The sequence below is a fragment of the Sphingomonas sp. IC081 genome, from assembly GCF_006874585.1.
In the GTDB taxonomy this organism is placed as follows: Bacteria; Pseudomonadota; Alphaproteobacteria; order Sphingomonadales; family Sphingomonadaceae; genus Novosphingobium.
Map to the genome: position 1 here is coordinate 1,800,877 of NZ_CP029761.1, position 12,866 is coordinate 1,813,742.

The following is a 12,866-nucleotide window of genomic DNA, read 5'->3' on the forward strand; positions in this document are numbered from 1 at the left end:
CTACAGCCAAGCCTTGTCTGCCGGGTATGCCCGTGCGAATATTCCGGCATGGCCTGAGTAAGCGATCCGGAGTAATCTATGCCTGATCTGGAAAGGAAGCTGACGCCGGAAATGCAGCAGACGATTGCTGATCCAAATCCTACGGTTGTGGCCATAGAAAAGCTCATCAATGACGCAAACGGTAATGAGCGATCGATTGAGATGATCGTGCGTGGATATATCCGTAATGCGATATACGTCTTTCAACGTCATATGGTGACGTGTGCTCTTCGAGATCTAGACCTGAAGAAGGATGATCTAAGTGAGGAGCTAGTGGCGCAGATTGTCGCTGATGCGGGAGAACATATGGGAAAGTTTCGAGATTGGTTTCTCCTCGAACTGAACCGCGCCAACGTTAAGCCAAAGTCGACAAACTAGCGCGTGGTCCGCACTCGAAGGAGAGGCAAGGTGAAGAAGCCGAAGCCCGAATTGGATCCTGATGTTGCGGACGACGTGCCTTGGTCCGACAACATCACGCCCTATGACGATCAGCATACCATCACCTATTTGCGGCTGCTCGATGCTGACGCCGAAGGCGCAGACTGGCAGGAGGTTGCCCGGATCGTGCTGCACCGCGACCCCCTCGCCGAGCCCGAGCGCACGCGGCATTGTTGGGAGGATCATCTGCGCCGCGCCAGATGGATGACCGAAACCGGCTACCGCCGGATTCTCACGCAGCAATGGGATACGTTGCAATGACGCTCCGCAACGGCAAGCGGAGATCATCTGCGCTGGATGTTGTCGAGGCCTTTGCTAAAAGTCGCCCCCGCGTCGCGCCAAGCCATTTGGCGCGGCTATCACTCCCGGCGGCAACACCGTTGTCGTCGGGAGACCAGCGCCGAGATGCCCCGCTCGATCGGGGAGCGTATCGGCATCGATCCTGATCAGCTTTCCCGAGCAATGGCGTGATGCTGAGTCAGGCGGTTACTTCATTGCCTTCGACCTGTGGAGGTGACGGATAGGTCGCCAAGCAAGGCACAAAAGGGTATGCTGTTCCAAAGGCTGGCACAGCCATCTGACGACGGCCCATCATGGCAATTGCGCGCGCAGTCCTGACAGGTCTCTGCGTAGCCGACGAGAAGGGCGCTGAAGCAGTCGTCCATCTTCTTGCGGCCCTCCGCCGTGAACCGCACGTTGGTGCGGCGTCCATCGGAAGGATCGGGCATTCGCTCGACAATTCCTTGTTCCTCCATCACCGCCAGGCAGCGGCGGGCCGTCATCTCCGACGCTTTCGAGGCGAGCCACATGCTTGTCAGGGATGTCTTCAACCCTTGGCTTTCGCGCCAATAGAGATCGAGAAGCATCTCGCCTCCCGGATCGGAACAGAGAGATCCAAACGCCGCTGTCGACATCGCTCTTGCGTTGATGATCGACTTGCAAAGAGGCGCGAAAACGGCTGGGCGGCCGTGCACGTCCAGCATGGGTTGAATATGAGCATCCTGTTTCATGGGCATCGCTCTCCGTCCCACTTGGGCGTCATCGGCAAACCGCGCCGATGCCCCGTTCTTGCCCCCCCTGGTCGGAACGGAATGTTCCGAGCGCATCATGCCTGAAATCCCTCGTTCGGCAATTCGCCGTTATGAGGGGAACCGACACGCAGAAGTGGTTAACAAGATGGTATATTTTGGCCGCCCGCACCGATGCTCACGCTCCCTGATATACGACGATCCAGAGGGCGTCGCTCGACAGCTATTCGAGCTCGGCGGGTTGACTGTTCACGGGATAATGGTAGTGGGCCACTTGTCACTGTAGGTGGCCCAATCAGGTGGCCCATTTAGGGCATTGGAGGGTATTCGAGGGTAATCGGATTGTTGAAAAACAGCGGTTTATTTCCCCTCTGATACCCTGTAGTGCCCTGAAAATCCGGTTTTTTTTCGAGTCCCGTAGGGGTCACCAGACAAGTAGTTGATATTGTTTGGATGGTTTGGAGGGCGTGGCCAAAACCCCTCATCAATCCCTTGAGATTCCAAGCGGAATCGTGGCCAAAATCATTTCGAGGCCTGTTTTTCTCGACGCAAGTGCTTTCAACAGGCGTCAGGCGCGACCGAACAACCGGCTGACCCTCCTCGCCTCCTTCCGGCTATCGGAACCATCGATCCAACGCGCATAGTGCTTGTGTGTCACGGCGGCGTTCTTGTGCCCCAGCTGACGAGCGATATAGGATGGATTGACGCCACCCATCAGCGCCGTGGTCGCGAAAGTCGCTCGTGTGCAATAGGCATGACGCTTGCGGATTCCGAGAGCCTTGAGTGCCGGCTGGAAGTACGTTTTCCTCTGTTCCTGAACATCCGGCCATGCCCGGCCCGTCATCGGATTGAGGAAGATCGGCGCCCTGCCCTCTTCGAAGCTGTGCGCTTTCTGTCGCTTGAGCACCTCCATCATGCGATCGCTGAGCAACACATCGCGAACCTGATAGGTCTTTGTCGGTTTCAGCTGAGCCCGGACCCTGGCGCGCTTGACCCGAACCGAATTTCCGACCCAGTCGATGTCCTCCCAGAGGAGAGCGATCTGCTCGCTCGGCCGCATGCCGGTGCCGAAGGCGAACTCGTACCAGTTCCATGCCTGTTCGTGTGGAGCGGCGTGCAAAATTGACCCCCTTAGCGGGGTGATCGGCGTCTAAAATTGACCCCCTTCATCTCATTGTGAGAAGCGCCGCCGTTTGGGTTCCGGACGGCGGGTACAGGGATGTTGGTTGTGGAGACGATTACGAGGATCCGTCGGGAGCACCGGGACGGTAAGCCGATCAAGGCGATAGCGCGGGATTTGCGGCTGTCGCGCAACACGGTGCGCAAGGCGGTCTGTAGCGCGACAAACAGGATGAGGATTGCGCGTCAATCAGGATGAGAATGTGATTGTCGCGGCGCGTCATTCAGTGCCGATTTTAATTGTCGCTGGCAAGGACCTCGTTCTCATCCTGATTGTCGCGGATGGTCTCGAGGACTTTGGGTGTGGTGTAGGCGGCAGGACGTCCAGCCCCGGTGCGGCGGGCCTGGGCTGTGCGCCGGCGATAGCTTTCGACGTTCATCTCGAAGATCGTGGCGTGATGTACGAGCCTGTCGACTGCAGCGAGCGTCATTGCCGGGTCCGGGAAGACGCGGTTCCACTCACCGAAGGGTTGGTTGGCGGTGATGAGCAAGGATCTGCGTTCGTATCGGGCGCTGATCAATTCGAAGAGGACGGAGGTTTCCGCCTGATCGCGCGAGACGTAGGCGAAGTCGTCGAGGATGAGCAGATGGTACTTGTCGAGCTTGGCGATGGCGGATTCCAGCGTCAGTTCGCGGCGAGCGACCTGCAGACGCTGAACGAGGTCGGAGGTGCGGGTGAACAGCGCTCGCCAGCCATTTTCCACCAATGCCAGGCCGATCGCCGCCGCCAGATGGCTTTTACCGCCGCCTGGCGGGCCGAACAGGATGAGATTGGAACCCTGGTCGAGCCAGCCATCGCCGGCGCACAGGGCCATGACCTGAGCCTTGGAGATCATTGGCACAGCCTCGAAGGCGAAGCAGTCCAGTGTCTTGCCCGCCGGCAGGTGGGCTTCGGCAAGATGACGCCCGATCCGGCGGCGATCGCGTTCGGCGAGTTCGTGTTCGGCGAGAGCTGCAAGGAACCGGCTCGCGGGCCATCCTTCCTTATCCGCCTGGGCCGCAAAATCTCCCCAGATATGCTTGATGGTTGGCAGGCGCAGTTCATTGAGCATCAGGCTCAGGCGCTGTGCGTCGATCATGGGAGCCGTGCTCATGCTGCTTCTCCCTGTTCGATCAGCCCGTCGTAGATCGAGAGCGACACCATCTCGACTACGACTTCGGGTAAAGTGGCGGGATCGGGGCTGAAGCGTGCCCGTAATGCCGCCAGGCATGGGATCCTGCGGATCGCCAGGTCCTCCTCCAGGAGATGGGCGAGCTCCGCCTCGCAGGCGCGCTCGTGGGCCATGGCCAGAAGCTCGACCATGATCCGGCAGGCTTCTTTCTCGCCCACGGCGTCCAGCAAGTGCTCGAACATGAGGCGGTAGGGCGCGCGGGGGAACAGGCTGTCACGATAGACCAATCCCCGCAGGGCCATCGGCTTGCGGCGCAGGGAATGAATGACATGACGATAATCGACAACGTGGCCGTGCTTGCCGTTCGCACCGGCGCGGCCGCGCTGCAGGGTCATGAGCCTTGTGCCGCCGATGAAGACATCGAGACGGTCGTCGTAAAGGCGCACTCGCAGGCGATGTCCGATCAGGCGCGAGGGGACCGTGTAGAACACCTTGCGCAGGGTGAAGCCGCCCGAGGACGTCACCGTCACGAGGACTTCCTCGTAATCGGTTGTCCGCATGTTTGGGAGGGATCGCAGCGCCTTGCGTTCGGCATCGATGCCGGGACCATGGCGCCGGTTCCTTGCGGTCACGACTTCGTCGATGAAGCGGCGATAATCGGCAAGGTCGGTGAAGTCCGTGGTTCCGCGCAGCAACAGCGCGTCCTTCACTGCGGCCTTGATATGGCCGTGGGCGCTCTCGATCGCACCGTTCTCGTGAGCAATGCCTGTGTTGTTGCGCGTCGGCTCCATTCCATAATGGGCGCATAGGGCGTCATACCGCCTGGTCAGGTCGGCCTTCGTATCGGCGTCCAGATTGCGGAAGGCGGCCGACAGGCTGTCGGTGCGGTGGAGCCTGGGCGCTCCGCCGGCAGACCAGAGCGCATTCTGCAGCCCTTCGGCCAGGGCGACGAAACTCTCGCCGCCCAAAATGACATGCCCATGTTCAAAGCCACCGCAAGGCAGGCGGAAGTGATAGAGCAAGTGATCCAGCGGTGCCCCGGCGATGGCGACGTCCAGATCGTTCATGCACGTAAAATCGGACATGCCGAGCCGACCCGGTTCATGAACCTGCCTGAAGATGACTTCCCGATCCTGGCCGTTCAGAGCGCGCCAGTCGCGAATACGCCTCTCCAGGGTTCGTCGTGAGCCGAACTCGGTATCCGGGTACCGGCGGCGCAGTTCCTCGAAGATCGCGACAGGACGAAGACCGGGGGCGGCCTCCAGCATCGGCACGACGACTTCTTCGAAAATGCCTGATAGCGGATCAGGCCGCCGTCGGCCGCGCGGCGCCTGTCGCTGGGAACGCAGGCGCGCATCCTGCAGCACCCGGTAGCCGGTCGCCGGGCTGAAACCGGCCTTGGCCGCCGCCAGGGCGACGGGATCGTTACGTCTGTGGGTCATGAAAAGTCTCACCTGATGATCGTTGATGTGTCGGCCCGCCACACGTCAGGTCCTCCTCCCTGGGAAAACCCAATGCATAGCGACCACCACGACCATCACAGGCACCCTTCAAAAGGCGCCTCCTGCGTTCCGGGATCGGCTACGGGCTACGCCCTTCGCCAATCCCGGAACGCAGGATTCTCATCTTGTTTGTCGCGCTTTCTCAACCTGAATGTCGCGCGACAGCGGTCCGGGCACCGAACGCAGATGCCAGTTACGAGCGCAAGGAACAGCATCGGCCGCAGACCGGCCCTTTCAGCACCCGCCTGGAAGAGCTGCTTGAAGAGAACGAAGGGCTGCCCCGGCGTGACCGGCTTCGCATGACGCGGATCCATGATCTGCTCCAGCGCGAAGGGTTCGGCGGCTCTTATGACGCTGTGCGGCGCTATGCTGCGCGCTGGAAGCGTGAGCGTCGTGTCGAGGCCTGCGATATGGCCAAGGCGTTCATTCCGTTGATGTACCGGCCCGGCGAGGCTTACCAGTTCGACTGGAGTCATGAGGACGTCGAGATCGCCGGCAAGCCGATGCGCGTGAAGGTCGCGCATATGCGGTTTTGCTGGTCACGGGCACCATTTGTCCGTGCCTATCCTCGCGAGACGCAGGAGATGGTGTTCGACGCACATGCCCGCGCCTTTGCCTTCTTCGGTGGGGTTCCGACGCGCGGCATCTACGACAATATGAAGACGGCGGTGACGACGGTGTTCACCGGCAAGGAACGCCTGTTCAACCGGCGGTTCCTGATCATGACGGACCACTATCGCGTTGAGCCGGTGGCCTGCAGTCCTGCCGCAGGGTGGGAGAAGGGACAGGTCGAGAACCAGGTTCAGACCAGCAGGGAGCGCCTGTTCAAGCCGCGCCTGCGGTTTGCCAGCCTCGAGGAACTGAACATCTGGCTGGAGGCCGAGTGCCGGCGCTGGGCGGAACGCAACCAGCACCCTGACCAGGAAGATATGACGATCGCGCAGGCGCTGGAGGCGGAGCGGCCGATGCTGCAACCGCTACCGGCTCCCTTCGACGGGTTCTTCGAGAGCGAACACGTGGCCAGTTCGACGTGCCTCGTGAGCTTCGATCGCAATCGGTACTCGGTGATGGCAAAGGCGGCCCATCAGGCTGTGCAGGTGCGGGCCTATGCAACGCGCATCGTGATCCGCTGCGACGGCGCTGTCGTGGCCGAACACGAACGGGTCTTCGGTCGGAACCAGACGATCTTCGATCCATGGCATTACCTGCCCATCCTCGCTCGCAAGCCCGGTGCGTTGCGCAATGGCGCCCCCTTCCAGGACTGGGCTCTCCCACCTGCCCTGGCCCAACTTCGGCGCAGGCTGGGCAAGGGCGACGATGCCGACCGGCGCTTTGTACGCGTCCTCGCCGCTGTTCCCGAAGATGGCCTGGAGGCTGTCGAGGCCGCAGTGCGCGAGGCACTCGGCGCCGGTACTGTCAGCGACGAGATCATCCTCAACATCCTGTCCCGTCGACGCGAGCCTCATGATGCCCAGGCTATGGACGTCGTCGTCAACCTGAAGCTCAAACATCCGCCAGAGGCGAACTGCGGCCGCTACGATACCGTGCGAGACCTCGATGCAGCGGCATGAGATCATGGCCGCCCTCAAGGGGCTGGGGCTCAAGGGCATGGTGACGGCCTTCGATGATGCCGTCACCAACGGCATCCGCCGCGACAGAACGGTCATGGAGATGTTGGGCGACCTGTTGCGTGCGGAGACGGCGCACCGGGATGCAGCATCGATCCGTTACCGCATGACCGCAGCCAAGCTTCCGGCGATCAAGGACCTGGATGGGTTCATGTTCGATGGCACGCCGATCAACGAAGAACTGATCCGCTCGCTTCATACGGGCTCGTTCCTGCCGGAACGCCGCAATATCGTGCTGATCGGCGGAACAGGCACAGGCAAGACCCATCTGGCTCTCGCCATCACCGCCGCGGTGGTGCGCGCCGGTGCCAGAGGCCGATACTTCAATACGGTCGATCTGGTGAACCGGCTTGAGGAAGAGGCTCGCCTGGGCAAGGCCGGCAGCCTTGCCACCCAACTCTCGCGGCTTGATCTCGTGGTGCTCGATGAGCTGGGCTACCTGCCGTTCGCCCGGTCCGGTGGTCAGATGCTCTTCCACCTGATCAGCAAGCTCTACGAAAAGACCTCGGTCATCATCACGACCAATCTCGCCTTCGGCGAATGGCCGAGCGTCTTCCACGACCCCAAGATGACCACCGCGCTTCTCGATCGCATCACCCACCACTGCGACATCATCGAGACGGGCAATGACAGCTGGCGGTTCAAAAACCGGAACTGAGCCGAAAACCCCTTCCCCCGGACCCCCATCCCCGGCGGTTAACCCGGTGGGTCAACAGGGACCTCCCACGGACGCCGCCGCCAGCACACCTGACGGTGCGCGTCGTCGTCCGTGGGCCCCTCCTATCGACTACCGGGATAACCGCCTGACTACCGAAAGGTGGGGTCAATATTGGACGCCGATAGGGGGTCAGTTTTGCGCGCCGGTTGACACCTGTTCGGGAGCATTGGTTTTCAGATGTGTCAGTATCGCCTCCATCTCCTCCCTGGTGAAGGGATCGGGAAGATGATCCGGGATCTTGAGGTTATGGATCGGCATCATCGGCGAACGATCGAGCAGCCCCTCCTCGATCGCGGTCCGGAACAGAGCACGCAGAGGAATCAGGTCGTTATTGATCGTCCGGGCCGACACCGTCTTGACGCGTTCGCAGATGATCTCGCGGATTTCCGAAGGCTTGATATGGGCAAGATGACGGCTGCCGAACGCAGGTATCCAAATCTGCCGCATGGCTTTCCTGTAGCCTTCAAGGGTCGATTTCGCGAGTACGAGCTGCCCCAGCCATGCCTGGGCAAATGCATCGAATTGAGAATGCAAGGCATCTCTCGATTGAAAGAAATGCCGTTTGAAGTCGAAGATATCGAGTTCTATCTCCTCCCGCACACGCACCATGAGCCGTTCCGCTGCTCGAATATTGGCCTTCGTGGGCGCCATCTGCAGATTAACGCGGCATCGGGAACCTTTATACCAAAAACGAACACGAATGCTCTCTTCAAAGCTTCTACACCCGTCCCAGGCCTTCCTCTCCGCATATAAGCTCTCCCATAGTCAGCAACATCTTATCGTGCATTGACTTATGGAGTTCACCTTCACGGCAAATGAAGGATATGCAGGGCAATTCCGATAACTGCGTGTGTCAGCATCGTATGGGATTGTCCCGCAATGCGGCTTTCAGCTTGATGCATCGGGATCGCGCCACGCAGGAGGAAGTAATGCCGACCGCCCAAACACAAGGAGAGGCGGATTCCAAAAGTGACCAATTCCGGAAGGAAATGGCCGAGCGCGCAGGCGGAATGCTCAGCTACGCCGAGGTTGCTGCCCGGCTTGGCAGCGGTGTCGAGGTTGTCGATGAGCAATACCGCCAGCGGCGGCTACTGGGCGTTACCTATCAGGGGAGAGTGGGTTTCCCCGCTGCCCAGTTCGTCGATAACGAAATCCTGAGCGGCCTCGATACCATTTTGTCGGTCCTTGGCGACACGGACCCATGGGAGCAGCTCATGCTGCTAACGACACCGCTGGAAGGATATGGGTTTCATCCCGAGTCAGCTTTTCAAATTCTCGCTCGGTCTCCAGACGGCAAAATGATGCGGCAACTTGCTGCCCTCCTGTCAAGCTGGGTGACATAAGGTGACTGCCGCTTGTCCTCGTGGGCATAAGTAAGATCGTTCTATAGGAGATTCCGCTGACATAGCCGACGCAGCGAAGTCGCCTTCGAAGTGCTTAAACTGGTCGTCTGTTCATTATTTTGATGGCTCTACCCCGCCCCTGCTGATGTCAGCGGCGGCTCATGAATCTATCGCTTCAGTCGACAAGAGTTCCTGGTCGTCTTCCTCGCCCAGCACGAGATCGATGAGTGCCGGTGCTTCGGATCCCTCCAGCGTCTCTACGTCTCGAAGCTTGCGGCTGACCGCACGGGTGCGCTTGCCAGCCTCGTCTACGGTCTTGCGGGCGGTGTCGAGCTGCTTGCCGAGCTTCTCCCAAACTTGCCCGTACTTGAGGAACTCGGCCTTCGCTGCGCCGAGGACCTGCCAGACCTCGCTTGAACGCTTTTCGATCGCCAGCGTGCGGAACCCCATCTGCAGGCTGCTAAGGAGCGCGGCAAGCGTGGTGGGCCCCTGGATCATGACGCGGTGCTTGGTTTGAATCTCGCTGGCAAGGCCGGGGCGGCGGATCACCTCGGCGAACAGGCCTTCGGTCGGCAGGTACATGATCGCGAAATCGGTCGAATGCGGCGGGTGGACGTATTTCTCGCAGATCGTCTTCGCCTGAAGCTTGATGGCTCGCTCAAGGTCCAGCGCAGCCTTCTCGACGTCATCGACCGCTCCGCTATCCTGCGCGACGAGGAGACGGTCGTAATCCTCATGCGGAAACTTTGCGTCGATCGGCAGCCAGAGCGGCATGTCCTCGCCGGAACGGCCGGGCAGCCGGACCGCAAATTCGACGATCTCGCCGGAATCGGGCCGGATACGGACGTTCGTCGCGAACTGGTCCTTCGTCAGCATGTCCTCGAGCAGCATGCCGAGTTGGACCTCGCCCCAGCCGCCGCGTGACTTCACATTGCTGAGGACGCGCTTCAGATCGCCCACGCCGGTGGCGAGGTTCTGCATCTCGCCAAGCCCCTTGTGGACCTGCTCGAGGCGTTCGCTCACGAGCTGGAAGGATTCGCCGAGCCGCTTCTCCAGCGTGCCCTGCAGTTTTTCCTCGACCGTCGCGCGCATCTTCTCGAGCTTGTCCGCATTGTCGGTGCGGAGGGTATCGAGGCTGCCGGCGACCGTCTCGCGCAGCGCCTCCTGGCGCTTCTCGTTACTGTCGGTCAGCTGCACGATCTTGCCCTGGACCGCCTCGAGCGCTGCGCGCTGTTCGTCGCGTCCCTCCCGCTGCGAGGTGAGGAGCCTATCGGAGAGGCTGCGGACGCCGTCGCTGGTCTCCTTGAGGCGCTCCGCTTGTGACGCGGCGAAACCTTCCGCGTTCTTGCGCACAGCCTGTCAACGCCGTCATAAAATGGGGCCAACCACCGGTTTAAAAACGGGCCAGTTGGTTCGAACAAAAAGCCTCGGGTTGAGGCTGGGGATTATCGGCTGCGGGGAAGCGGCTGTAGCGGAGCGGAAGCCGATTTCCCGCAGCCGATAGCCGTTTTAAATCATGGCATCTTGCTGCCCTCCTTGTCCTTTTGGCGCTTGCGGCTACTGGCGAGGCGGAAGCTCTCGCCATTCATCTCGAGGATGTGGACATGGTGGGTCAGCCGGTCGAGCAGGGCTCCGGTGAGCCGCTCGGATCCGAACACCGATGTCCATTCATCGAAGGGCAGATTACTGGTGATCAGCGTGCTGCCGCGCTCGTAGCGCTGGCTGAGAACCTCGAACAGCAGTTCGCCGCCGACGGCAGTGAATGGCACATACCCGAGCTCGTCCAGAATCAGCAGCTTGACCGAGGCTAGATGCTTCTGGAGCACGCGCAATCGCCGCTCGTCCCGGGCCTCCATGAGGTCATGCACCAGCGCCGCTGCCGTGGTGAACGCAACGCTTTGCCCCTTCTGGCAGGCGGCAAGACCGAGCGCGAGCGCGGCATGCGTTTTGCCCGTGCCGCTTGGGCCCAACGCGATGACATTGCGGCGCTGCTCGATCCACTCCCCGCGCGCCAGTTCCAGCACCAGCGCCTTGTTGAGCGATGGCTGGGCGGTGAAGTCGAAGGTGTCGAAGCTTTTGGTGTGCGGGAACTTCGCCATGCGGATGCGGCGCTCGACCATCCGGCGATCGCGGTCGATCCGCTCGAGTTCGCATAACCGCAGCAGGTAGCGCGGATAATCGGCACGGTCCTGCGCGGCTTCGAGGGCGGCTTTCTCGTATTCGCGCACGAAAGTGGGCAGCTTCAACGCCTTGAGGTGGTTGGCCAGCAGCACCGCGGGCGGCACGCTGGTCGAGGCCTGCTCCATGGCAGGCAGCGGCATCGGGGTCTCGGTCATGCCGGTGCTCCTGCCGCCGTGACGCCTGCCGAAGACAGCAGGCCCATGTAGCTGCGCGGATCGGTGCGCCCCACATGGGCGCGCGGCAGATGCGGGTAAAGCTGCAGGTCAAGGCGCGGTGGGCGATGTTCAAGCCGGGCCAGCGCGATCATCTTGACCGCGTCGAAGCTGATCGCCCCCATGTCCAACGCTTGCGCCACCGCCCATTCCACCAGGGACTGCTCGAACCGTTCGCACAGTCGCAGCACCTGGATAAACTCGCGCCGGCCCTCTTTGCCGCTGCGGGCTTCCATCAACCGCCGTATGCGATGCATCGGCTCGGCCAGAACCCAGCCATCAAGCGGCGCGGCCTGATCGAGAGCGCGCGGCTTTTGCTCCAGGAGGGCCAGATAATGCAACGGGTCGGGGATGAAGTCCTCGTGCTCATAGCTGCGGGGATGCACCGCGATCCGTTCCCCACGGCAAATCACCTCGACCCGGTCGACATAGCCTTTGATCACCACCTCCTGGTAGGCATAGGCCGTTGGCACCGAGTAATCATTGGTGCGATAACGGACCAGCGACATCGACGAGGCCTGGCCCGTCACCATATGGCACGGATCGAACGCCACTGCGGGCAGCGCCATGAACGCCGCCAGATCGGCCGCCAGCCTTTGACCAATGCTCTGGCTGTGCCCTCGCAGCACGGCTTGCCTGCGCCCCACGCATTGCTCAAGGAACCGCGCGTTCATTGCATCAAAGCTGTCGGCCACAGGCATCGGCACCATGAAGTGGCGCCGTGAATAGCCCACCAGGCCCTCAACCTTGCCTTTGTCATTGCCCTTGCCGGGCCGACCGAACTTGTCCTCGAACAGGTAGTGACTTTGCAGGGTCGAGAACATCCGGCTGCGTTCGCGTTTGCCGTCGCCCAGGATCCGCGCAACCGCCAGCCTGGTGTTGTCGTACAGGATCGAGAGCGGAATCCCGCCGAAGAACGCGAACGCCGCGACATGGCCCTCGCAAAATGCCTCGGCCACTTCGGCGGGATAGGCTTTGACGAAGGGCGCGTCGCTGTGCGGCAGATCCATGCAGAAATAGTGAAACCGCGTCAGCTTGCCACCGATGATCCCGTCAGCCTCGCCAAAATCCACCTGCGCGTGCCCGGGCTTGTGGCTCAGCGGAATGAAGACCTCGCGGCTGTGCAGCCTGGCGGTCGCCACATAATCACGGACAATGGTGATGCCGCCGGTAAAACCATACTCATCGCGCAGCCGTTCAAATATCCGCACCGCCGTATGGCGCTGCTTGGGATGCACCGTACGGTCATCCGCCAGGATCTTGTCGATGATCTCGGTGAGCCCCGCAAGCTTGCGGACGTATGTTCTGCCCGACCGGCCATGTGACGGCGGTTCGGGGAAAGTCAGCATCTTGTCGACCGTCTTGCGGTTGATGCCAAAATAGGTTGCAGCGCCGCGGCGGCTCATGCCCTCGACCATCACAGCGCGGCGGACCTTAAGATAGAGTTCCACTCTCTTCATCCTCCGCCTCCGTCCAAAGGCGGAGG

Annotated in this window: 12 protein-coding genes and 2 pseudogenes; 6 read left to right on the forward strand and 8 right to left on the reverse strand. The window is 61.1% G+C overall.

Annotation, left to right across the window (positions count from 1 at the left end; genetic code table 11):
- Positions 1-78 precede the first annotated feature (78 nt).
- Entirely contained in the window at positions 79-417 is a 339-nt protein-coding gene (locus DM450_RS08765) for a hypothetical protein (protein ID WP_142634102.1), read from the forward strand.
- 30 nt (positions 418-447) lie between these two features.
- Positions 448-738, forward strand: a complete 291-nt coding sequence (locus DM450_RS08770) for a DNA -binding domain-containing protein (RefSeq protein ID WP_142634104.1) — start codon at positions 448-450, stop codon at positions 736-738.
- A 230-nt stretch (positions 739-968) separates the two neighbouring features.
- Here the strand turns inward: DM450_RS08770 and DM450_RS08775 are convergent, their stop codons facing one another.
- Together DM450_RS08775 and DM450_RS08780 are read right to left on the reverse strand one after the other, a co-directional pair.
- Positions 969-1,487 (reverse strand): MarR family winged helix-turn-helix transcriptional regulator, encoded by a 519-nt coding sequence (locus DM450_RS08775; protein ID WP_142634106.1) that lies wholly within the window; start codon positions 1,485-1,487, stop codon positions 969-971.
- Positions 1,488-2,073: 586 nt separating this feature from the next.
- Positions 2,074-2,625, reverse strand: coding sequence for a site-specific integrase (locus tag DM450_RS08780; protein WP_142634108.1), 552 nt, complete (start codon positions 2,623-2,625; stop codon positions 2,074-2,076).
- 99 nt (positions 2,626-2,724) lie between these two features.
- Between DM450_RS08780 and DM450_RS26190 the strand changes: the two are divergent.
- Positions 2,725-2,838 (forward strand): annotated as a pseudogene (locus DM450_RS26190) (IS21 family transposase); the annotation flags it as partial.
- Positions 2,839-2,920: 82 nt separating this feature from the next.
- On the opposite strand, the gene istB (DM450_RS08790) reads toward DM450_RS26190, so the two are convergent.
- Positions 2,921-3,778, reverse strand: coding sequence for an IS21-like element helper ATPase IstB (gene istB, locus DM450_RS08790; protein ID WP_142632411.1), 858 nt, complete (start codon positions 3,776-3,778; stop codon positions 2,921-2,923).
- Entirely contained in the window at positions 3,775-5,238 is a 1,464-nt protein-coding gene (gene istA / locus DM450_RS08795; protein ID WP_260610094.1) for an IS21 family transposase, read from the reverse strand. Before istA (DM450_RS08795) ends, istB (DM450_RS08790) begins: the two co-directional genes overlap by 4 nt.
- A 224-nt stretch (positions 5,239-5,462) precedes the next feature.
- Between istA (DM450_RS08795) and istA (DM450_RS08800) the strand changes: the two are divergent.
- Both istA (DM450_RS08800) and istB (DM450_RS08805) read left to right on the forward strand, forming a co-directional pair.
- Positions 5,463-6,869: pseudogene (gene istA, locus DM450_RS08800) on the forward strand (IS21 family transposase); the annotation flags it as partial.
- Positions 6,856-7,584 carry an IS21-like element ISSsp4 family helper ATPase IstB gene (gene istB / locus DM450_RS08805; protein ID WP_142634110.1) on the forward strand — a complete coding sequence of 243 codons (729 nt, stop codon included), beginning with the start codon at positions 6,856-6,858 and terminating at the stop codon, positions 7,582-7,584. The pseudogene istA (DM450_RS08800) and the gene istB (DM450_RS08805), both read left to right, overlap by 14 nt.
- Before the next feature lie 189 nt (positions 7,585-7,773).
- Here the strand turns inward: istB (DM450_RS08805) and DM450_RS08810 are convergent, their stop codons facing one another.
- Positions 7,774-8,346, reverse strand: coding sequence for an Arm DNA-binding domain-containing protein (locus DM450_RS08810; protein WP_260610398.1), 573 nt, complete (start codon positions 8,344-8,346; stop codon positions 7,774-7,776).
- 113 nt (positions 8,347-8,459) lie between these two features.
- On the opposite strand from DM450_RS08810, the gene DM450_RS08815 reads away from it, so the two are divergent.
- Entirely contained in the window at positions 8,460-8,987 is a 528-nt protein-coding gene (locus tag DM450_RS08815; RefSeq protein ID WP_142634114.1) for a hypothetical protein, read from the forward strand.
- Between the two features lie 159 nt (positions 8,988-9,146).
- On the opposite strand, the gene DM450_RS08820 is transcribed toward DM450_RS08815, so the two are convergent.
- The 3 genes from DM450_RS08820 to istA (DM450_RS08830) all read right to left on the reverse strand — a co-directional run bounded on the left by DM450_RS08820 (position 9,147) and on the right by istA (DM450_RS08830) (position 12,840).
- The gene (locus DM450_RS08820) at positions 9,147-10,340 is read right to left on the reverse strand and encodes a DNA recombination protein RmuC (RefSeq protein ID WP_260610345.1); all 1,194 of its coding nucleotides are present in this window, start codon (positions 10,338-10,340) and stop codon (positions 9,147-9,149) included.
- A 161-nt stretch (positions 10,341-10,501) separates the two neighbouring features.
- Positions 10,502-11,323, reverse strand: a complete 822-nt coding sequence (gene istB / locus DM450_RS08825) for an IS21-like element helper ATPase IstB (protein WP_185928741.1) — start codon at positions 11,321-11,323, stop codon at positions 10,502-10,504.
- Positions 11,320-12,840 (reverse strand): IS21 family transposase, encoded by a 1,521-nt coding sequence (gene istA / locus DM450_RS08830; RefSeq protein WP_142634116.1) that lies wholly within the window; start codon positions 12,838-12,840, stop codon positions 11,320-11,322. Before istA (DM450_RS08830) ends, istB (DM450_RS08825) begins: the two co-directional genes overlap by 4 nt.
- Between the last annotated feature and the right edge of the window lie 26 nt (positions 12,841-12,866).

Coding starts and splice junctions, on each gene's coding strand:
- DM450_RS08765 (WP_142634102.1), top strand. CDS start 79: ATGCCTGATCTGGAAAGGAAGCTGACGCCGGAAATGCAGCAGACGATT.
- DM450_RS08775 (WP_142634106.1), bottom strand. CDS start 1,487: ATGAAACAGGATGCTCATATTCAACCCATGCTGGACGTGCACGGCCGC.
- istB (WP_142632411.1), bottom strand. CDS start 3,778: ATGAGCACGGCTCCCATGATCGACGCACAGCGCCTGAGCCTGATGCTC.
- istA (WP_260610094.1), bottom strand. CDS start 5,238: ATGACCCACAGACGTAACGATCCCGTCGCCCTGGCGGCGGCCAAGGCC.
- istB (WP_142634110.1), top strand. CDS start 6,856: ATGCAGCGGCATGAGATCATGGCCGCCCTCAAGGGGCTGGGGCTCAAG.
- DM450_RS08815 (WP_142634114.1), top strand. CDS start 8,460: ATGAAGGATATGCAGGGCAATTCCGATAACTGCGTGTGTCAGCATCGT.
- istB (WP_185928741.1), bottom strand. CDS start 11,323: ATGACCGAGACCCCGATGCCGCTGCCTGCCATGGAGCAGGCCTCGACC.
- istA (WP_142634116.1), bottom strand. CDS start 12,840: ATGAAGAGAGTGGAACTCTATCTTAAGGTCCGCCGCGCTGTGATGGTC.